We start from the raw sequence: 21042 nt of genomic DNA, 5'->3' as shown, positions 1-21042 counted from the left end.
TCCGGTGTACCTACGGCGCCTGAGCCGGTCGGGGATCGAGGTGCTGGAGGTCCGGGCCGTCCGCGGCGAGCTCGACATGCATCGTGCACCGGCGTTCCGGGCGGCGGTCATCGGCCTGCTCAACGTCCGGGTGGCACCGCGGGTCTGTGCGATCAGCGCACCGGCTGCCCAAGTCCTGGCCCTGCTCGGTGCCGCCGACCTGCTGCCGCCCGGACAGCCGGGCCGCGTTGTGCCACCACCACGACAGGCTCCGGCAACCTCCGGGCTGCTCGAACCGTTTCAGTCCCCGGGGGCGGTCGCGCGTGGATAGGTGCCGTTGGCGATCGCGGCGAGTTCGGGCAGCAGCCACGGGGCGATGATTCGCTGGACGGCGGCCGGGGTGTAGTGCAGGCCGTCGCTCCGGACCCGGCGGCCGTCGATCTTCCAGGTGAACTTGCCGTCCGGGCAGACGACCGGGTTGAGGTCGAGCACGGTGACCGAGTCGCGGTGCCGGGCCGCGGTGGCCCGCAGCAGCCGGTTCCAGGCATCGACCCGTCCCGGCTGGTCCTCGGGGTACAGGCTGCCGTCGGGCTTCTCGGCACGGTGGGTGTAGGCGGCGGTCAGCAGCACGACCGCGGCGCCGCGGGAGCCGGCGATGTCGATCGCCCGATCGAGCTGGGCGGTCAGGTACCGGTCGTACGCCGGGTCGCCGACGTGCTGGTAGCGCCCCTGGTACCGGCGATCCATCAGCTCCCAGCGGTTCAGCTCGATCACCGCCACGTCGGGCTGGTCCTCGGCCACGCCCCTCTGCCAGCGTTTCTGCCACGAGGTGCAGCCGGGATAGTTGGTGTGCCGGGTGCCGAGCTGCAGGATGTCCGGGAGGGTGGCGATGCCGCAGCCTTGAATGGCCCGGACGCTGGTCCACATGCCGGGGTGGGCCGGCAGGTAGGTGCCGATGACCCAGGAGACCGAGTCGCCGAGAAAGATCACCCGCGGCTCACGGCCGGCGCCGGGCCGCCCGGGCCGGTCGATCGGCGCCGGCCTGGGCGCTACCACCCGCCGGTTGGCCAGGTGCGGTGCGGCCGGCACGGTGGTGATGACGACCGGGGCCGCGGTGGTCACCGGGGCGGGCGGGGGAGTGGCCGCGTAGGCGATCACGACGGCTGTCACGGCGACGGTCGCGGCGGCCACCGCGACCGGTACGCGACGGGGAAGCGACCGGCCCAGTACTCCGTGCCGGATCGGCATCTCGATCAGGTGGTAGCTCAGCACGGCGGCGGCCAGGGTAGCGGCCAGCCGGAGGGCCAGGAGCGGCCACCGCGACAGGCCGGTCGAGTCGGCCGTGAGATAGCTGAACAGCGGCCAGTGCCACAGGTAGACGCCGTACGAGATGCGGCCGAGCCACACCAGCGGCGCGAAGCCGAGCAGCCGGGCCAGGAATGCGCCGGGGACGATCATGACCGGCAGGATCATCAGGGCGGTACCGAGAGCGGCCGCGGTGAGGCCGCCGCGATAGAGCCAGGCGGCCTGATCGGCGCCGAAGTGCCAGAGCAGGCCCGTCGCGGCCGCACCGGCGGCGCCGAGGACCCCGAGGGCCAGGCGCCCGCGGCGGCCGGGGCTCGGTGCCGCCGGCCGGGTCAGGACGGCGGCGAGCGCGGCCCCGATCAGCAGGGCCTGGGCGCGGGTGTCGGTGCCGTAGTAGGCGCGGGCGATGTCGTCCGGCTGGAACACCAAGCCGCAGGCCAGCTGCGAGGCGATGGCGCCGGCCCCGCAGAGGACGACCAGCACGGTACGGGTGTGCCGGGCCGCCACCCAGCCGATGAGCCCGGCGACCACCAGCGGCCAGATCAGGTAGAACTGTTCCTCGATGCCCAGCGACCAGGTGTGCTGCAGCGGCGACGGCGCGGCGGTCGCGGCGACGTACCCGGTGCCCCGGAAGATCATCCGCCAGTTGGCCAGGTAGGCCAGCGCGGCCCAGGCGTCGGTGCGCAGCAGCCCGAGCGCGTCCGGGTCGAGCAGCCAGCGCCCGGCGACCACGGTGGCCACCACCATGACCAGCAGGGCCGGCAACAGGCGCCGGGCCCGCCGGATCCAGAAGCGGGGCAGGTCGATCCGTCCGTGTGCCAGGCGTTCGGTCAGCAACAGCGACGTGATCAGGAAGCCGGACAGGACGAAGAAGGTGTCGACGCCGAGGAAGCCGCCGCCCAGCCCGGTGATGCCGGCGTGGTAGAGAACCACCGCCGTCACGGCCAGTGCCCGCAGACCGTCGAGGGCCGGCCGGTATCCGAACGACACCCGGCCGGTGTCCGCACTGCTCACGTCCGGTTCCTCCGCTCTTCGGGTAAATTGTGGCGGAGGCGGATGCCAACCGGAGGGCAGTTCAAACGTCGGACGACGTCACCTTTCGGGTGACGGCTATCAGTCCACGAAGATTCCGCACGTCGGCGCCTGCTGCCGGAGGGCCGCGATGACCTGCTGGTTGGTCATCAGGGGAACCGGTGCCGCCGGTGCCGCCCGTTGCGTGATCACTCGGACCACGTTGCTCCGGGGGATCGGAAGGGTCGGGTATCGCCCGGCGGCAAGCCGGTCCACCCACCCGTCGTGGCGGGCGAACCTCGCCAGCGAGCGCCACTGGACCAGGCCGGCATGGGCTCCCGCGGCCGTGCCGGGCGGTTCCGGCAGCACCGAGAGACGGTCGAACGGATCGCTCCCGGCCAGCCACCACTCGGCGGCGTCGATGGCCGGCAGCGCCGCCGACTCGCACCAGTACGGCACCAGCCCGTGTTCGATCACCCGGCTCGGGGAGATCAGCCGTCCCGTTTCGATCAGGCAGGACTCACCCCGCCCGGCGACAGCACGGAGATGGCCCCGGTAAAGGTCCGCGACGAACCGGCTGAGCGTGTCCGGCGAGGAATACAGGGCGCGGTGCGTGTGGTGCCCGGCGAGCGCGGCGAGGTGCCGCACCTCCGTTTCCAGAGCCGCTTCGCCGCCCGCTTCCGCGTACTGCGGCAGGGCGTCCCGATGTGTCGGCGTCCCTCGCAGGCCGGGTTCACCGAGGTCGTACTCGTGCGCCGACAACCCGCTGACCGGGCTGCCGAGCTGCATGGTGTGTCCGGGCGCCAGGTGGTGGACCGGCCAGGTGCGCAGGTCGCGGAGGGTGAGCGACAGGCCGCCGGGTGCCAGCCGGGTGCGCAGGAACCGGGAGTACGCGGCCGGCAGGCGTCGCCACCGCAGGTGCAGGGTCACCGTCGCTCCGCAGAGCGGGCCGTCCAGGACCGGGTCGTGCACCTGCCGCACGCTGATCGTGGGGTTGGCGGCCAGAATGCGGCCGGCCACTTCTCGTCCCCACTCGGCTGCGCCGGTCCAGTTCTCCGGCGAACCGCCCGGCCACGGCACCCGGAGCCGGAAGCTGGTGGGTAACCACGCCCCGCCGAGCGCCGCGGCCAGATGGACGGCCGAGCCGTGCGGCGATCCGAACACCACCGCCGGGTAGGCCGGCTCGGCATAACGGCCGGACAACCAGCCGGCCACCGCTTCGGCGTCGATCCGGTCGATGGCGTTGTCCGGCAGCGCGGCCGCTGTCGCCTCGGCGCGCAGGGCAACCTTTCGTGCGTCGTCGGGCAGTTCACCGCGCCGGCCGAGCAGCGGCACGTACCGCAGCCGGCGGTCGGCCCCGGCCGGGCCGGGCGTGGCGGCATCGATCAGTGCGCGCACCAGACTGTCGGGATCGAGCACGGTGTCGGGCCGCAGCCGGCCGCGCGGTGGACGGGGTACCTCGGAGAGGGTCATGATCCGGAGCCCATCGGTCAGTTCGCGCGGCCGGCCGCGGTGAAGTCGGTTCGCCAGGCGCTCTGGCCTCGCCGGACTGCTTCGTTCATGGCGGCCGCGTACCCGGGACTTTCGCCGACAAACGGTCGTCCCGTGCCGCGGCTGTCCGTTGAAGCGGCTTCGGGCGGTCGAGGATGTCCTGCTGCTGGACCGCGATCCGATGGGAGCCCGCGCCGAGCGGCTCAGCCTGGAGACCTCCTGGTACGCCGATCTGGGCGGGCTGCGTACGGCTCTGCTCGGTGCGCGCCGTGCCGCCGCGGCGGCACGGCCGGGGAGGGCCGGCTCATGGTCGCCCTCGGAACGGTGCCGCTCGGACCGCCGCTGCCTGCCCTCCGCGGGCTGCGTCTGGAGGCCGCCGTGCCGGATCGGCAGCTTGCCGTCCGGATCTTCCATTGCCTGCGGACGTGGCTACCGGTGATCCACGCGATGACCGCCAACTCACCGTTCGACCGATCGGTGGACACCGGGTACGCGAGCTGGTGTTTCGTTCAACAGCAGCGCGAGACCCTGGGCATGCTGGCCCCCCGGCTGTGGTCCGTCGCCGATCACGAGCACACGGCCGACCGGGTCCGGCAGGTCACCGCCACGGTGAGCCGAGCCGTACCGGGCTGGACCGTGCGTCCTCACCCCCGTGATTCCGGGGTGCAGGTTCGAGCCGGTGACGTCTGCCTCGGCGTGGACGACAGTGTTCTGGTGGCAGCACTGGTGCGAGCCGCCGTCGTGGCGGCGACCCAGGACCTGGAAGCCGGACGCTCGAACCCGCCGGTGGACCTGGACCTGGTGTACCGGGCGCATTGGCAGGCGGCCCGCCAAGGCCTGACCGGAACGCTGATCGACGTACGCCTGGGCCGGGAGCGCCCGGCATGGGAGCTGGTGCACGAGTTCTTCGCCACCGTCACGCCGGGGTTGCCCGGTGACGTCGAGACCGCGCTGACCTACCTTGCCGAGCACAGCATCAAGGGCTGACGGCGAGATCCGCTCACCTGTGCCATTCCATGATCGTTGTTTATGCGATAAACGGGTCGGGAGATTAGAAGCCCGCATCGGGGGAACCCGGCGTTTCGTACGACCGGCCTAATTAGGAGGCACTGTGAGTGATTCATCTACCGGCGCCTACGCGTTGGACTCCCCCGGAAACGATTCGTCCAAGGCCAAGCAGGTAGCCGGACAGGCAAAGGAAGCGGCCGGGCAGGCCGTGAGCGACGTCAAGGAGACCACCGCCGAGCAGGCGCAGCGCGTCGGCACCGAGGCGAAGGATCAGGTCCGCAACGTTGCCGCCGACGTGCGCGGCAAGCTCGGCGAACAGGCTCGCACGCAGAACGACCGCCTGGTCGGCAGCATCCGCGACACCGCGGCCCAGCTCGACGAGATGCGTGGCGATCGCGGTGATTCGCCGGCGGCGATGGTCGTGTCCCGGGTCGCCGAGGGTGGCCGGCAGCTGGCCGACTACCTGGACCGCAACGGCCCCGAGGGGGTGCTGCAGGAGGTGCAGGACTTCGCCCGGCGCCGTCCCGGGGCGTTCCTGGCGACCGCGCTCGCGGCCGGCTTCGTGGTGGGCCGGCTCGGCAAGACCGTGGCCAAGGCCGACCCCGCGGCCGGCAGCCGGAAGCCGGCCGGCGACTCCTTCGTGTCGAACGCCCAGCCGTCTCCGGATCCCGCCGGCTACCCCGCCGCCGATGTCGCCACCACGGCCGGTGCCGGCGCCGACTACGTCGGTACCACGGCCGGTGCCGGCGCGGACTACGTCGGTACCGGCACCGAATACGCGGCGACCGGGACCGGTGCGCCGGTCGTGGTCGAGCAGGACTACCTCGTCGAGGAGCGCCGGCCGTGACCACGCCCCCGTCCCAACAGCGCTCTGATCAGGTCGCCGACACCTCGATCGGTGACCTGATCGGCAACATCAGCGATGACCTGTCGCAGCTGTTCCGCCAGGAGGTCGAGCTGGCCAAGGTGGAACTCAAGCAGGAGGCGGCAAAGGCCGGCAAGGCGGCCGGGATGCTCGGCGGGGCCGGCTTCGCCGGGTACCTCGTGGTCGTTCTGCTCAGCTTCGCGCTGGTCGCCGGACTGTCCAACGTGATGGACCCGGGCTGGGCGGCGCTCATCGTCGCCGCCCTGTGGGCGATCATCGCCGGCGTGCTCTATCTGCGTGGCCGCCGGCAGCTCAAGACCGTCGAGCCGATGCCCCGACGCACCGTCGACACGATCAAGGAGGACGCGCAATGGCTGAAGAACCCGACCGGCTGAGGCAGGACATCGAGAACACGCGGGCCTCACTGACCCGTGACGTCGACCTGCTCGCCGAGAAAACCAGTCCGACCAAGGTGGCACAGCGGCGCTGGACCGCAGTCAAGGAGAAGGTCATGGGCACTTCCGATCAAGCGCGGCACGCGGCGAGCGACGCCACCTCGTCCGCCCTCGGCACCGTGCAGGACAAGACGTCCTCAGCCGTGAGCAGCGTGCAGGACAAGGCCCACGACACCGCGGACGCGGTCCGCAGTGCCCCGCGGGCCGTCGCGACCCAAACTCAGGGCAATCCCGTGGCGGCCGGGATCATCGCGTTCGGTGTGGGCATGCTCGCCGCCACGCTGATCCCGGTCACCGACGCCGAACGCCGCGCCGGGCAGCAGCTCAAGGACAACAGCGGGGAACTGACCGACAAGGTCAAGGACATCGCCACCGAGGTGAAGGACGACCTCTCCGGCACCGTGCAGCAGGCCGTCGGCCAGGTCAAGGAGACGGCGAAGGACGCCGCGCAGACGACCCGGAACCAGGCCCAGTCGTCGGCGCAGGATGCCAGGGAACAGACGAAGCAGGCGGCTCACAACGCCTCCTGACCGGCTGGGTGCGCCGGCCTTCCCTCGTGGGAGGCCGGCGCAGCCGTGGTTACCGGCGGGCTACCGATCGGCGGGTGGTGAGCAGTCCGAGCGCGATCATGCCGAGTCCCAGGAACAGGTGCAGCCAGTCGTCCGCCGGGTTCAGCGGGACGAAGTTGGCCGCGGTGTCCTGGCCGACCACCATGCCGTACAGCCAGAGGACCAGGTAGACGGCGCCGCCGCCGACCAGGTACAGCCGTGCACCGGAGACGGTCCGGGCCATCGCCAGACCGGCCGCTCCGAACAGCAGATGCACGATGTTGTGCAGGACGGAAACCTCGAAGACGCCCAGCAGCTTCGCATCGGAATGGTGCCCGGCGAACGTCATGCTGTCGTAGTCCGTCGTGACGCCCGGAATAAAGCCCAATACGCCGACGAGCAGAAAGACAATGGCGACTGCCAGGGCTGTGGTCTGCACCAGATGACGAGCCGAAGCGACGTTGCCGGAGTGGGATCTGGTTACCATGAAGCACCTCCTTGATAGGGATGCGATCGGCTACCCACTACGCATCGCGATTAACGACTCTCGATGAGTTTATCGGATTCACCGGCCGTGCCCGGCCAGGTCCAGTTCGCCACCTCGGGCAGGTCGGCGCCGTGCTCGCGGGTCCAGGCGCGGGCGCGCAGCCGAGCGTCGACCATGTCCTGCCGCAGCCCGGCCGCCCGTGCGCCGAGGCCCGGCACCCGGTCGATCACATCCATGACCAGGTGGTAACGGTCGAGGTCGTTGAGCATGACCATGTCGAACGGCGTGGTGGTCGGGCCTTTTTCCTGGTAGCCGCGGACGTGGATGTCGGCGTGGTTGGTGCGCCGGTAGGTGAGGCGGTGGATCAGCCATGGGTAGCCGTGGAATGCGAAGATCACCGGCCGGTCGGCGGTGAAGAGGGTGTCGAACTCGCGGTCGGGCAGGCCGTGCGGGTGCTCGTTGTCCTGCTGCAGCCGCATCAGGTCCACGACGTTGATCACCCGGTCGTACGTGGAGAGCAGCGTGTTCGCGTCCGGTGGCAGATAGATCCGTACGATGCCGGGTTGCTTGTTCATCACCACATCGAGGAAGCCGGGGTCCTGGTGGGTGAACCCGTTGTGGTCCTGCCGCCACACGTGTGAGGAAAGCAGGTAGTTCAGGCTGGCCAGCGGGCGCCGCCACGGCACCTCGGCGCTCGCCTTCAGCCATTTGGCGTGCTGGTTGAACATCGAGTCGACGATGTGGATGATCGCCTCGTAGCAGGTGAACAGGCCGTGCCGGCCGGTGAGCAGGTAGCCCTCGAGCAGTCCCTGGCACATGTGCTCGGACAGCACCTCGATCACTCGACCGCGCGGACCGGTCTTCTCGTCGAACTCGCCGATCTCGGCCTGCCAATCGCGCTCGGTGACGTCGAGGATGTCCTGGAGCCGATTGCTGGCCAGTCCGGCAACCGCAGGTCGCGCAGCACGGTGCCGCCGTTGGCCACCGGGTTGGCACTCATCCGCCGGTCACCGGCGGGCACCGCCTGCCGCAGGCCGGCGATCGGGCGGCCGTCGTCGTCGAACAGTTCCTCCGGCCGGTACGACCGCAGCCACTGTTCGAGCACGCGACGGCGTTCGTCGCCGTCGTCGCGGGCCGTGCGGTGGATCTCGGCGATGGTGCCGAGACAGGCGTCCATCGCGGTGGCCATCTGCTGGTGGACGTCGGCGGGACCATCGCCGGCGACCATGTGCGGTGCGTAACCGTAGCCGCGCATGAGATCCAGCAGTTCGGCTTCCGGGATGCGGGCGAGGATCGTCGGATTGGCGATCTTGTACTGGTTGAGGGCCAGAATCGGCACCACCACCCCGTCGCGTACGGGATTGATGAACTTGTTGGCATGCCAGCTGCCGGCCAGCGGGCCGGTCTCCGCCTCACCGTCCCCGACGACGCAGAAGGCGGTCAGGTCCGGGTTGTCGAGAACCGCACCGTACGCGTGCAACAGCGAGTAACCCAGCTCGCCGCCCTCATGGAACGATCCGGGTGTTCCCGCAGCAACGGGTTGGCCTGGAGGTAGATCTGCCCGACGGCGAGATAATTCGCCGCGCGCCACCAGGCATCGACCGGTTCCAGCTCGTGCCGCTCCAGCGGGCCCGTCGCGTCACCGAGCGCGTACGGGACCGGAGCGACCGACTCGCCGCCACTGACGCCTTCGTTGTCGGCGGAGGTGTCTCCGCCCATGCTCGCGAGCTGCTGCGTCACGCGTTGCCTCCTCGCCGGGGAGTGGTTGCCGTCATGGCATCGGCGGGTACCCGGGCGGAGCGTCCTGAAGCGTGCCGGGCGCTGTCGGCCTTCAGGCTCAGGCGATGGCGCGCAGCGCGCGTTCCACCGACTCGGGCACTCGGCGGCGATCGTTGAGGGCCCAGCGCAGTTCGGGAAGCACTGAGGCCACGGCGGTCGGGTCGGTGACCAGACCGGCGGCGACGGCACGAGCGACCACGGCGGGTGGGCGGCGCAAAAGCGCGGTCAGAATCCGGTTGCGTGCCTCGCGGCGCCGCCGGGCGCGGACGTTCCGGCCGGCCGGCTCGGGGTGGTGGTGCACGGTCAGGTGCGGCGTATAGCTGAGTTGCCAACCGGCGGCGGCCAGGTCCATGGCGAGCAGGGCCTCCTCGCCGTACACCAGAAGTTTGGGGTTGAATCCACCCACGGCCAGGAAGGTGTCGCGGCGAACGACCGCGGCGCAGGCGAGAAAGCCGAGCACCGCCGGTCCGGCACCGCCGGCCGGAGTGCCCAGGGGGGCCGTGGCCATGTCGGCGGAGATCGGGTCGAGGCGGTTTTCCGGGCCCACCCGCACCTCGGCGGCGAGCAGCGCGGTACGCGGACAGGCGTGGAGCACTTCGGCGGCGCAGGCCAGCGAACCGGGCGCCCAGAACGAGTCGTCGTCGGCGAAGGCGACGAACGGGGTGCGGGCCCGTTCGGCGCCGATGTTGCGGGCCGCCGCGCCGAGATTGTGGTCGAGGCGGATCACCTCCGCGCCGTCGATGTCGAGCGGCTGATCGGAGCCGTTGTCGACGACGATCACCGGCGCCCGGTGGTGCCGCATGGTCTGACGCAACCGATCGGGCCGGTTCCGGGTGGCGACCACCACGGTGACGTCGTCGGTCTCGGGTGTCGGCCGAGCCGAGGAGGCAGGTTCTGGCCCCGGATGGGTGACGTTCTTGGTCGGGTTCACCTGACACTCCTCGGATCGGCCTGCGAGCGCGCCGCATACCCGTGCCGACGCCGCTCAAACCGGCTCGGGATCAGCTCGGCGTCAGGTCGGGGGCCAGGTGTTCGCGGAGTTTGGCCAGTGCGCCGGTGAGCAGCCGGGATATCTGCATCTGGGAGACGCCGATCTGAGCGGCGATCTGTGCCTGGGTCTGGTTGCCGTAGAAGCGCAGGGCGATGATCCGCTGTTCGCGTTCGGTGAGGTGGGCCATCGCGGTGGGCATGGTGACGCGTAGTTCGGCGAGTTCGTACCCGCTGTCGTCGGAGCCGAGCAGGTCGGACAGTTCGAACCCCGGAGTGTCGCCCATGGGGGTGGACAGCGAGACGGCACGGTAGGCGTGTCCGCCTTCCAGTCCTTCGAGTACCGCCTCTCGGAGACGTCGAGGTGGACGGCGATGTCGGCGACGGTCGGCGACCGGTTGAGGGTCTGGATCAATTCGGCCTCGGCCGCGGCCGGCGTAACGGCGGGTGAGCCGGTGTGCCATCGGCAGCCAGGCCTCTATCGCCCGGAGGCGCACCGCGGGACGGTCCGGATGGTCGGTGGGTAGTTCGGCCAGGGCCAGTACGAGGTCCGAGGCGTAGCGGTCAGCTTCGGTCGAACGGCTGTATGTATGAGGCTGGGTGTCGGACGGCGTCACCGCGCCTCGGAGTCGGCACATTTCTTGACCGGCAACTCGAACTTAGCCGAAAAATGATCGTAATCTAGCTGAACGTACTAGTGTGTCCGGTACGTTCAGAAGGTGCCTCGGTACAGCGAGCAGCCGCGGCAGACCTCCGGAGGATCGTCGCTCATCAGCCGTCGGCGGAACTCGCGGTAGGCCGGTCCGTACCAGATGTCCGGGAAGGATTGCTCGCCGAGCTGTCCGAGGGTGGCCCGGTCGTCGCCCATGACCATGCAGCAGGGCTGGACCACGCCGGCGCTGGTGACGTAGACCGCGTCCCACGGCCAGGAACACCCTCGGCCGTCGAGCGGTCCGGCCTCGGCCGTCATGAGCCCGGGCAGCCGGAGGTGAAGGCTGGTCTCGGCGGCGGCGGAGGTCGCCGCGGCGAACGCGGCGGCGGCATTGTCGAGATCGGCGCCGGTCCAGAGCGCTTGATCGGCCGTGAAGGCGCGGATGCCCGCGTAACGGCCGGCCGGATCGGTGTCCGAGAAGCTGTGCGAGAGGTTCTGCACATGCAGCTCGTCGACGCCGATCTCGGCCAGCAGGCGCACCAGGCCGGGCAGTTCGGCAACGTTGTCGCGCATCGCCACGAAGACCACCCGGATCCAGGGGGTCGTACTTCCGGCCTGTCGTTTGGCGGCGACCAGTCCAGCCAGATTCTCCGTGACGGTCCCGAAGTGCGCGCCGTCGCGGATGTTCTCGTACGTGGCCGCGGTGGCGCCGTCCAGCGAGACGTGCAGCCAGTCGACGCCACTGTCGACCAGCTCCTCGGCTCGTCGGCGATTGAGCAGCGTCGCATTGCTGTTGAAGCCGACCGTGACCCGCCGGTCCACGGCCGTACGGATCATGTCGAGCAGATAGGGCGACAGGAGCGGCTCGCCCAGACCCTGCAGGGTGAGTCGCCGCAGATCGGGGAGTTCGCCGATCAGACGCTGGAACAGCTCGAGCGGCATGGCGCCGGCCAGCTTGTTCACCGGCGGCCGATAGCGGACCAGGCACATCGTGCACCGCAGGTTGCAGGCGGAGGTTATCTCGACCTGCAGGTGCGGCGGCAGCGCCGGTCCGTCCAGGTCGACCGGCACGGGCATCATGGCGGGGCGCATTCCCCGCGTGTTCCACCTGAAACGTCCGACCCACGACGCATCGGTCGTAAACTCCGCACCGGCCACGACGGGCGAACTCAACCGAGCGCCGTCCTTGCCGAATGACTGATTGTGGATGCCATGGACATGCGTCAGGCCGAGGCCGGCGAGGGCAGCGTGAGCCTGGACGGCGTGCTGCGGGACGGCTTGCACTGCGTCTATCAGCCGTTCGTCGATCTGGACTCCGGGGCGGTGCTGGCGTTCGAGGCGTTGCTGCGGGGCCCCGACGGGTCCGGCCTGCAGTCGCCGATGGCCCTGCTCGACGCCGCCCGCTCGGCCGGCCGCCTCGCCGAGCTGGAACGAGCCTCGCTGCAAGCTTCGTTGACCGACGCCGCCCGCCTGTCCGAGGGACGGCCGGTGACGCTGTTCGTCAACCTCGAGCCCAGCACACTCACCCAGCGTCTCGACGTCGTCCTCGAAGCCCTCGCCGTCCGTGCCGCGCACGTCCAGGTAGTTGTGGAGATCACCGAGCGGGCCCTGGCCGAGGACCTGGCGGGCGTGCTGGCCGGCGCCGAGCAGCTGCGCGCCGCCGGCTGTGCCATCGCCCTGGACGACGTAGGCGTACACCCGGAGTCTCTTGCCTTTATTCCGCTGCTGCGTCCCGAGGTGGTCAAGCTCGATCTGGGTCTGCTGCGCACCGTCAAGGACCCCGGCACCGTGATCGTGGCCGGCGCTGTGCGCGCCTACGCCGAGCAGGCCGGCGCCGAGGTGGTCGCCGAAGGCATCGAGACACCGCAGGACCTGACCCGCGCACTCGTGCTGGGCGCCACGCTCGGTCAAGGATGGCTCTGGAGCCGGGGCGAACGGCATTTCTCCCCGGCGACGTTCCGGCCGGAGCGGTTCGCCGCCCGGCCGATCGGCGCCACCCTGCGCGCGACCCCCTACGAGATGATCGGCGCCGGCCGGCAGATCCGCCACGCACCCAAGCATCTGCTCGTCCCGCTGTCGAAAACTCTGGAACTGACGGCTCTGCAGGCCACGGTCCCGCCGGTCCTGCTCGCCGCCTTCGAACACGTCCAGTTCTTCCGCCCGTCGACCACCCGCAGGTTCACCGAACTCGCCGCCCACCTGCCGTTCGTCGCCGCCCTCGGGGTGGACATGCCGGCCGAACCGGCTCCCGGCGTCCGCGGCAGCGACCTGCCGGTCCTCGACCCACTGGCCACCGAATGGACCGTCGTGGTCCTCGGTGCGCACACCGCCGCCGCCCTGATGGCCCGCGACCTCGGCGACACCGGCCCCGACGCCGACCGCCAGTTCGAATTCGTCGTCAGTTACGACCGCGCGCTGGTGACCGCCGCCGCCCATTCCATGATCGGACGCCTCACCAGACCCTGAGACGCGATCCCGGTGTTTCGCCACGGATGGGCATCGACCCGCGTCATAGGAGCATGACTTCGAAAAAGCTGTGGCGCGGACTGCTCGTCGGTCTCGCCGTCACCGCCCTGGTGGGCACGGCCGGTGTCTCCTTCGCCGGCACGTCGCTTCCCGAGCGTGTCACCTTGCCGTCCCCGGTCAGCGAACCGCCGGCCGGCGAGTCCACGGCGGCCGATCCGGCCACCGAACTGCACCTGCGCGTGTTTCTGGCCGGCCGGGACGGTGCCGGGCGGGTGAGCACCGCCCTGGCCGTCTCCGATCCGGACAGTGCGCACTACGCCCACTACCTGACCCCGGCGCAGTACCGGCAGCGGTTCGGGGCCACCCCGGCGCAGACCGCCCAGGTGCGGGACTGGCTCGCCGGTCAAGGCATGACCGTCACCGCGAGCACAGGGCACTACCTGGCCGCCGACGCCACGGTCGGGCAGGCCGCAATCGCGTTCGGCACCGAGTTCCGGGCCTACCGGATCGGCACGGACAAGGAGTCCTACTCGCAGATCGTGCCGGTCGGTGACGTGTCGGTGCCGGCCGGGATCGGTGCGGCCGTCGCCGCCGTCAACGGCCTGACCTCCTTCGCCTGGAGCGGGTCGGAACGCCGGTCGGCGGTACGCCAGGTCCCGCAGGCCAAGCAGGCCCGAACCGCGGCCACCTACCCCTGCTCGCATTACTGGGGCGAACATCAGGTCAACATCCCGACGGCGTACGGCCGGACCACCGCGCCCACCGAGGTCTGCGGATACACGCCCACCCAGATGCGCCAGGCCTACGGCGTGCAGGGCAGCCCCTACGCCGGAAAGGGGGCGACCGTCGCGATCGTGCTGGACGGACGCTCACCCACCATGGAGGCCGACGCGAACCGGTTCTTCGCGGCGCACGGGGTGGCCGGGTTCAAGCCGGGTCAGTACACCGAGAACCTTCCGCCCGACTTCGACTGCTCCGAGTGGCCCGACGGCGACAACCCCGAGGAGGCCCTCGACGTCGAGACCGTGCACATCATCGCGCCGGACGCCAAGGTCGTCTTCGTGAGCGCCGGGTGCGCCTACGGCGAGTACGACTTCTTCGACGCGCACACCCGCGTCGTCGACGACCACCTCGCCGACGTGGTCAGCAACTCGTGGCCGGGTATCGAGTCGGACACCTCACCCGCCATGATCACCGCCTGGGAACTGATCCTGCAGCAGGGCGCGATCGAGGGAATCGGGATGAATTTCGCCTCCGGCGACTACGGCGACGGCAGCGACGACAGCCTGGGCAGGGCGAAGGTGCCGTTCCCCACCTCGGACCCGTGGGCGACCGGCGTCGGTGGGACCAGCCTGGCGATCGGCGCGGGCGGCAAGGTGCTGGGCGAATGGGGCTGGGGCGACACCGTCACGGCGATCACCGATGCCGGGTACGCCGGCACCCCGCCGGGCACCTTCCTGATGGGTTCCGGCGGCGGGCTCAGCACGAAGATCGCCCAGCCCGCCTATCAGCGAGGCGTGGTTCCCGATGCCCTGGCCTCCGCGGGCGGCACGGTCCCGGCGCGCCGTGTGGTGCCGGATGTGTCGGCCGACGCCGGGACGTTCTGGCTGATCGGCTACACCGCGCCGGGGGAGCCCGCACCGGTCGAGCCGGGCGATCCCGGACCTTCCGACACCGACCCCGAGCCCGGCCCGCCGGTGTACGCGGAGCGGCCGGTGGGCGGCGGCACCAGCGGATCGTCGCCGTTGCTGGCCGCGCTGGAGGCGAACGCCAAGCAGGCCACCGGCCACGCGCTCGGCTTCGTCAACCCGGCCCTGTACAAGCTGGCCGGCACCCGGGCACTGCACGACATCGGTCCGGTGAATCCGCACCACCCACCGATCACGGCAGGCGTGAAGTACTGCAACGGCGACGCCGACGCGGAACCGTGCCTGACCACGCTCGGCGCCGACCTCGGCCTCACCGTGACCCCCGGCTTCGACGACGTCACCGGCCTCGGAACCCCGACCGATTCCTTCGTCACGGCGTTCCGTCTGTTCTGAGGCACGGCTGCTTCCGTGCCGTGCCCGGGAAGTTGCTGTCCCAGTCGACGGTGCCCGGCGATGCACAGGTCTGGCGGATGACAGCATTCAGGTCGCTGTCGATGCGCCATACCGCCGACTTCCCGTCCAGCAGGGACAACTCGCCGCCGTCGAGACGGGGCGTGCTCAGATGCAGGCCTTGAGTGCGCAGGGAGAGGATCTGGGCGCCGGTCCCGGCGTCCCAGATCCTCGCTTCGGCACCGTCGACGACGGCCACCGTTCGTCCGGTCGGATCGAACGCGGCGGTGCCCGTTTCGTCCAGGCCGTCGGCTCGGGCGACGACTCGTGGGGCATGCTGGTCGCGTACGTCCATGATCGTCATGTTTGCGCTGCTCAGGTAGGACGTGATGACGATCAGTCCGGCAGGCCCCGCCTGGACGACCGCCGGATGCGGGACGCGCAGCAGGGTCGTGGTCAGGCGGCCGTCCGGGGTCCACTTCTCGATGGCGTCCTGAGCGCCGTCGCGGCGGCTGAGGACGATGCCGGAACCGTCGGCGAGGACGGCTGTTCCGAGGACCTCCGTGGCGGGCAGTCGCCGGACGGATCGATCGCCGACCCGCCACACCCTGGCCGTCCTGTCGGTGCCGACCGCGCCCAGCAGGGAACCGGTCCGGTCCATGCTGTCCATCATTCCGAGGTCGGCCGGCACCGTGATCCGACGAGGGTGGTCGAGGTCGGCCAGGTCCCAGAGAAACGAGCGGGTGTTGCCCGCCCAGTAGATCGCGCGGCGTTCGTCGATGCTGTTCACACGGAGATAGCTGTTCGCGGTGCGCAGAGTGGCGGCCGGTCGCCACGTCGTGCCGACGCGCCGCCACAGTTGCTCATCGTCCGTTCCGGCGGCGTAGGTGACGGCGAACCGGCCCGGCGGGCTCGCGTATCCACGCCCGAGTGTGGTGGCACCCGCGGCGGCGTGCGCCAGGAGCAGCACGTCCCGAGCCTCGGGGGTGGGTGCGAGCCGGTAGGCGGCCAGGGCCAGCGTCGCGGCGTCGCGGGGCCGGCCGGCGATCATGTCCCGGGCGGTATCGGAAGCCCGCAGGGAGAGCGCTTCGTTGCGCTGCCGCGCGGCCTTGTGCTGCGCGGCGATCGCCGCGAGCGCGGTGCCGGCCAGCAGGACCGCCAGGGCGGTCAGCCCGGCCGCGAGCCTGCGCAAGCGGTTGGTAGCGCGCCGGTCAGCTTTCGTACGGGCGTCGTCGGCGGCCAGCCCGGCGTCGAGGAACTCGCGCTCGTGCCGGTTGAGCCGGTCGCGCAGCGCGGCGGCCTGATCGAGGCGCGCGCCGCGGTAGAGGGTGTCGGGGTCGCGGTCGTGTGACTCCCAGATGGCGGTGGCCTCGGCGAGCCGGTGCTGGGCGCGCAGGCCGTCTCGATCTTGGGAAATCCAACCGGCCAGTCGTGGCCAGGCCCGCAGCAGCGCTTCGTGGGTCAGCTCGACGCTGTCGCGGGAGATGGTGATCAGCCGGCTGGCGGCAAGACGGTCGAGGAGTGCGTCCGGCACCGGAAGGTCGGTACGCCGGGCCCGTCGCTTGGTGTCCTCGGTGCCGTCGCCCGGCACGACCAGGCGCAGGAACAGCAACCGGGCCGCGGTGCGCTCCTCCTCGGTGAACTGCTCGAAGGTGCGCTCGGCGGTCCGGGCGAGGGCATGTTCGACACCTCCGACGTCGTCGTAGCCGGTCAGTGTCACGACCATGCCGCGGCGTCGCTGCCAGGTCTCGGCGAGCGCGTGCGACACCAGCGGTAACACGGACGGCTGCCCGGCGACATCCGAGACGAGACGAGCCACCAGCGCCGTCTCGATCGTCGCCCCGGCGCGTGCGGCCGGTTCGGTGATCGCCGACCGCAGCTCCTCGGTGGACATCGGGCCGAGCATCACCTGCGCCCGGTGCAGTGCGGTGACCAATTCCGGGTGGCGTGCGCAGTGCCCGTAGAAATCGGCGCGAACGCCGACCACGATGCGCGCGTGCGGTCCCGCGGCGTTCGTCAACGCCCGGATCAGCCAGTCCCGGTCGGCCTCGTGGCAGAGGGTGAACGCCTCCTCGAACTGGTCGACCACCAGCAACACGTCGCCCGTGGCCTTCGCGAGCCAGCCGCGCAACGCCTCCGGACCCGCTGCCAGATCACCGCGAACGCGGTCGACGGGCTCGTCGGCGACATTCGCCACGGCCACGGCGAGTTCGCTGATCGGATCGGCTCCCGGCGTGATCACGATCGGGATACGCCGGCTCCGCGCGACCAGCCCGGCCCGCAGCAGCGACGACTTACCCGCGCCGGAGGAGCCGAAGACGCCGACGAAGGGGCGGTCGTCGACCAGCTTCACCAGCGTGTCGGTCACCGCCTCCCGGCCGAAGAACCGATCGGCATCACCTACCTGGTAGGGCGCCAGACCGACGTACGGCGCCGGCGTGTCCGCGCTCGCACCCGGCTGCGCGGAAGCCAGATGACGCCATCGCTCGGTCCATTCGTCGATATCGCCACCACAGGCCCGCACGACCGCCCCGGTGACGGCGAGGCTGGGTAGCCGACGCCCGGACAGCGCCTCGGACAGTGCCGCGGCCGAGTAATTGGTCCGCTTCCCCAGTTCGCGGTACGAGAGCCGGCCGGCGCGCAGGCGAAGTCGACGCAGGTCACCGGCGAACCGCAGGAGCGGTGTGTCCTCGGACTCCAACGGACGTTCCTGCCGCGGCACGGCACCTCCATCAGTCGTCATCGTCGTCTCGCCGTGTCCGGTGTTTGTTGTTCAGTGATCGACGCCGAACCTGAACATCGGCCGGCTGCCTATGGTCGGGGTCACTCCCCGCGGGCCAGACCACTCCACAGTAGATGCCGTGCCAGCGGCATGAAGGAGTCAATCGATGACATCCGCACGAGCACGCAGGACTGTCGCGGCGGCCGCCTCGATCGTCCTGGGCATCGGCGCCGTACCCGCCTCGGCGTCCGCGGCACCCGGCCCGGGGCCGGCCACCGTCCGTGACCACCACCGAGAGCGGCGGGCCGGCTTCGACACCCGTACGCCGGACGCGCGCACCCTTGTCGCGCTGCGTGCCGCCCGCCCGGCCGCCGGCGTCACCAGGCTGCACGAAGGGCTCGGCCCGCAGGGCATCGTCGACCTCGACCCGGAGACCGGGACGGCCCGCCGGGTCGCCAAGCTGGACGGGTTTCTCACCGCGGCCGGCCGCGAACCGGCCAAGGAGATCGCCACCGGCTACCTGATCGCGCACCCCGACGTGTTCGGCCTGAGCGCGACCGAGGTCGCCGCGCTGCGACTGCGCAAGGACTACGTCGACATCGACGGCACCCACCACCTGAGCTTCCAGCAGATGGTCGGCGACGTGCCGATCTTCGGCAACGGCGTGCGCGCCGACGTCGCGAAGGACGGCCGGCTCATTCAGGTCACCGGCTCCCCGGTGGCGGCCCTGCCCACCTCGCCGGGCAGTGCCAGGATGACCGCCGACCAGGCCCGCGCGGCCGCGGTCAAGGACGCCGGTTCGAAGGTCGGCGCCCGCCCCGGCGACCCGGCCGAGCTGGTCGCCTTCGCCACTCGGGGAGGCACCCGCCTCGCCTGGCAGACCCTCAGCACGAAGCAGGGCTACCTGCATGTGATCGACGCGGCGACCGGCCGCGTCCTCTACCGGCAGGACCTGCTGCTCAACGACAACGGCCCGCAGGCCGCGGTGTGGCAGAACTATCCGGGCGCCCCGCTCGGCGGCACCCAGCGGCGCCAGTCCCTCGCCCGCTGGATCGCACCCGGCGCGACCACCCTCGACGGCGATTCGGCGCACGTCTTCCTCGACGTCGACGACGACGATCAGGCCGGCCCGGGGGAGGAGGTCGCACCCGCCCGGCCCGGCGACTGGCGCTTCCCGTTCAAGGACTTCACCGCCCAGGTCGGCCCGCCCTGCGCCGCCGACAAACAGTGCTCCTGGGACCCGAACACCGCGTACTCGTGGAAGGACAACTCACGGCAGAACGCGGCGCAGTTGTTCTACTACGTCAGCAGCTTCCATGACCACCTGGAGAAGGCGCCGATCGGCTTCACCCGTCAGGCCGGCAACTACGAGACCGCGGACGGCGACCCGATCGAGGTCAACGCGCTCGACGGCGCCGACACCGCGAACGGCCGGCCGGACGGCGACCACGTCGACAACGCCAACATGCTGCCCACCCCGGACGGTGTGCCCGGACGGATGCAGATGTACCTGTTCCACTACCCGTCGCCGGACGACCCGTTCATCGCGGCCAACTCCGGCGACGAGGGTGACGTCGTCTACCACGAGTACACCCACGGCATGTCGAACCGGCTGGTCGTCGACGCGTCCGGGAACTCGGCACTGACCGGTGCCCAGGGCTACTCGATGGGTGAGGCATGGAGCGACTGGTACGCGTTCGACCACCTCACCGCGCTGGGCGTGCAGAAGGACACCGCCGCACCGGGTGAGGTACTGGTCGGCCGGTATGTGGGCGACGACCAGAACCTGATCCGGACCCAACCGCTGGACTGCACGGTCGGCGCGAGTGCCGGCGTATGTCCGGGAACCCCCGGTGCCGGATCCGGCGGCTACACCTACGGTGACTACGGCAAGATCCTCGGCTTCCCGGAATCACACGCCGACGGCGAGATCTGGGGCGAGACGCTGTGGGACCTGCGCACGGCGGTCGGCTCGAAACTGGCCGAATCCCTGATCACCCGAGCCATGGAGCTGTCCCCGGCCAACCCGTCCTTCCTCGACATGCGCAACTCGATCCTGATGGCCGACAGGGTCACCGGGGACGGGCGCGACCAGCACAAGATCTGGAAGGTCTTCGCCGGGCGGGGCATGGGCTGGTTCGCCGCCGACCTGGACGGTGACGACGTCACCCCGATCGAGGACTTCTCGATGCCGCCGGCCCGCGACGCCGCGCGTACTTCGGTCACCGGCAACGTCACCGACGCCGACTCCGGCACTCCACTGGCCGGCGTCACGGTCAGCTTCGCCGGCCACGACTCCGGCTTCGCCGACTCCTACCGGGCGACCACCGACCCGCACGGCCGGTACACGATCGCCGGCGTCCTGCCCGGCGGCACCTACCCCGAGGTCGGCGCCACCCTCCCCGGTTACGAGCCGAGCATGCGGGACGTCCGGATCCGTCCCGGCACCAACCGGGTGGACTGGACGCTGCGCCGGGACTGGGCGGCGACCGGCGGCGGCAGCCAGGTGACCGATGCCGACGGCGACGACTACTCGTTCGTCGGCTGTGGCCCGGTGGCCGCGGTGGATGCCCTGCAGCGGACCGGGTGGAGCACCGACGCCACCTACGACGCCAATGGCAAGATCGACCCACGCCACCTGGTGGTGCGGTTGCCCACCGCCGTCGACGTGTCGTCCATCGCGATCAACCCGTCCGGCAACTGCGGCGACGACCCGAGCGCCTCGACCGGCGACTACCGCGTCGAGACCTCTGCCGACGGCCAGACCTGGACGGTCGCGTCGGCGGGCCACTTCGGGGCCGGCAACCGGGGCCGGATGAACGAGGTCCCCCTCGCGGCGGGCAGCACGTCCGCGGTGCGCTACCTGCGCTACACGATGCTCGGCACCCAGATCGCCGAGGAGGGAATCACCTGCCCCGACTTCTACGCGGGGTGCTACTTCGTCGACACCGTCGAGGTCGGCGTCTACGGCAGATCCCACTGAACTCACGGCGAACAGCAAGGAGCTGGCCATGCGATACACCCTTCTGGCCGCCGCGGCATCCGCCGCCGTACTGGCCGTCACGCTGACCGCGTGCGGCTCCAGCGAGAAGACCACCGACAAGCAGGGATCCGGAACCGCCGGCGACACCAAGGGCGCCCTGATCGGTGTCACCATGCCGACCCGTTCCTCGGAGCGGTGGAACGGTGACGGCCTGAACGTCAAGAAAGACCTCGAGGAGCTCGGTTACCAGGTCGACCTGCAGTAC

The 21042-nt window shown here is 70.7% G+C and carries 15 protein-coding genes and 3 pseudogenes; 9 read left to right on the top strand and 9 right to left on the bottom strand.

Going from position 1 to position 21042, the window contains the following annotated elements:
- Nucleotides 1–4 precede the first annotated feature (4 nt).
- Nucleotides 5–310, top strand: a complete 306-nt coding sequence (locus Ato02nite_RS27025) for a hypothetical protein (protein ID WP_213009436.1) — start codon at nt 5–7, stop codon at nt 308–310.
- Here Ato02nite_RS27025 and Ato02nite_RS27020 read toward each other — a convergent pair.
- Both Ato02nite_RS27020 and Ato02nite_RS27015 read right to left on the bottom strand, forming a co-directional pair.
- Entirely contained in the window at nt 280–2298 is a 2019-nt protein-coding gene (locus Ato02nite_RS27020; RefSeq protein WP_246607448.1) for an SGNH/GDSL hydrolase family protein, read from the bottom strand. The genes Ato02nite_RS27025 and Ato02nite_RS27020 overlap by 31 nt on opposite strands.
- Before the next feature lie 99 nt (nt 2299–2397).
- Nucleotides 2398–3768, bottom strand: coding sequence for a hypothetical protein (locus Ato02nite_RS27015; RefSeq protein WP_213009435.1), 1371 nt, complete (start codon nt 3766–3768; stop codon nt 2398–2400).
- A 324-nt stretch (nt 3769–4092) separates the two neighbouring features.
- Between Ato02nite_RS27015 and Ato02nite_RS27010 the strand changes: the two genes are divergently transcribed.
- From Ato02nite_RS27010 to Ato02nite_RS26995, 4 genes are all read left to right on the top strand, one after another.
- A complete protein-coding gene (locus Ato02nite_RS27010; RefSeq protein WP_213009434.1) occupies nt 4093–4773 on the top strand; it encodes a carboxylate-amine ligase in 681 nt (226 codons plus the stop codon).
- Between the two features lie 124 nt (nt 4774–4897).
- Nucleotides 4898–5641: a hypothetical protein gene (locus tag Ato02nite_RS27005; RefSeq protein ID WP_213009433.1), complete on the top strand. Its 744-nt coding sequence runs from the start codon at nt 4898–4900 to the stop codon at nt 5639–5641.
- On the top strand, nt 5638–6054 hold the full coding sequence (locus Ato02nite_RS27000) for a phage holin family protein (protein WP_213009432.1): 417 nt from the start codon (nt 5638–5640) through the stop codon (nt 6052–6054). Before Ato02nite_RS27005 ends, Ato02nite_RS27000 begins: the two co-directional genes overlap by 4 nt.
- Nucleotides 6030–6644, top strand: a complete 615-nt coding sequence (locus Ato02nite_RS26995) for a DUF3618 domain-containing protein (RefSeq protein WP_213009431.1) — start codon at nt 6030–6032, stop codon at nt 6642–6644. Before Ato02nite_RS27000 ends, Ato02nite_RS26995 begins: the two co-directional genes overlap by 25 nt.
- Before the next feature lie 49 nt (nt 6645–6693).
- Here the strand turns inward: Ato02nite_RS26995 and Ato02nite_RS26990 are convergent, their stop codons facing one another.
- The 6 genes and pseudogenes from Ato02nite_RS26990 to Ato02nite_RS26970 all read right to left on the bottom strand — a co-directional run bounded on the left by Ato02nite_RS26990 (nt 6694) and on the right by Ato02nite_RS26970 (nt 11647).
- Nucleotides 6694–7149: a DUF4383 domain-containing protein gene (locus Ato02nite_RS26990; RefSeq protein WP_213009430.1), complete on the bottom strand. Its 456-nt coding sequence runs from the start codon at nt 7147–7149 to the stop codon at nt 6694–6696.
- 50 nt (nt 7150–7199) lie between these two features.
- A pseudogene (locus Ato02nite_RS26985) lies at nt 7200–8701 on the bottom strand (phosphoketolase family protein); the annotation flags it as partial.
- Nucleotides 8590–8868 (bottom strand): phosphoketolase family protein, encoded by a 279-nt coding sequence (locus Ato02nite_RS53330; RefSeq protein ID WP_438873078.1) that lies wholly within the window; start codon nt 8866–8868, stop codon nt 8590–8592. The gene Ato02nite_RS53330 and the pseudogene Ato02nite_RS26985, both read right to left, overlap by 112 nt.
- Nucleotides 8869–8986: 118 nt before the next feature.
- The gene (locus Ato02nite_RS26980; RefSeq protein ID WP_213009429.1) at nt 8987–9859 is read right to left on the bottom strand and encodes a glycosyltransferase family 2 protein; all 873 of its coding nucleotides are present in this window, start codon (nt 9857–9859) and stop codon (nt 8987–8989) included.
- Nucleotides 9860–9929: 70 nt separating this feature from the next.
- Nucleotides 9930–10553, bottom strand: a pseudogene (locus Ato02nite_RS53325) (sigma-70 family RNA polymerase sigma factor).
- A gap of 74 nt (nt 10554–10627) precedes the next feature.
- Entirely contained in the window at nt 10628–11647 is a 1020-nt protein-coding gene (locus Ato02nite_RS26970; RefSeq protein ID WP_246607447.1) for a radical SAM protein, read from the bottom strand.
- A gap of 132 nt (nt 11648–11779) precedes the next feature.
- Between Ato02nite_RS26970 and Ato02nite_RS26965 the strand changes: the two genes are divergently transcribed.
- A complete protein-coding gene (locus tag Ato02nite_RS26965; protein WP_213009427.1) occupies nt 11780–13033 on the top strand; it encodes a sensor domain-containing phosphodiesterase in 1254 nt (417 codons plus the stop codon).
- 53 nt (nt 13034–13086) lie between these two features.
- Entirely contained in the window at nt 13087–15075 is a 1989-nt protein-coding gene (locus Ato02nite_RS26960) for a S53 family peptidase (protein ID WP_213009426.1), read from the top strand.
- Here the strand turns inward: Ato02nite_RS26960 and Ato02nite_RS26955 are convergent.
- Nucleotides 15053–17815, bottom strand: a complete 2763-nt coding sequence (locus tag Ato02nite_RS26955; protein WP_213009425.1) for an nSTAND1 domain-containing NTPase — start codon at nt 17813–17815, stop codon at nt 15053–15055. The genes Ato02nite_RS26960 and Ato02nite_RS26955 overlap by 23 nt on opposite strands.
- A gap of 145 nt (nt 17816–17960) precedes the next feature.
- On the opposite strand from Ato02nite_RS26955, the gene Ato02nite_RS26950 reads away from it, so the two are divergent.
- Together Ato02nite_RS26950 and Ato02nite_RS26945 are read left to right on the top strand one after the other, a co-directional pair.
- Entirely contained in the window at nt 17961–20777 is a 2817-nt protein-coding gene (locus tag Ato02nite_RS26950; RefSeq protein ID WP_213009424.1) for a M36 family metallopeptidase, read from the top strand.
- Nucleotides 20778–20805: 28 nt separating this feature from the next.
- Nucleotides 20806–21042, top strand: a pseudogene (locus tag Ato02nite_RS26945) (sugar ABC transporter substrate-binding protein); the annotation flags it as partial.

Source organism: Paractinoplanes toevensis, assembly GCF_018332695.1.
In the GTDB taxonomy this organism is placed as follows: Bacteria; Actinomycetota; Actinomycetes; order Mycobacteriales; family Micromonosporaceae; genus Actinoplanes; species Actinoplanes toevensis.
The sequence above is the reverse complement of the archived record's forward strand: the minus strand, read 5'-3'. Positions and strand labels throughout refer to the sequence as shown.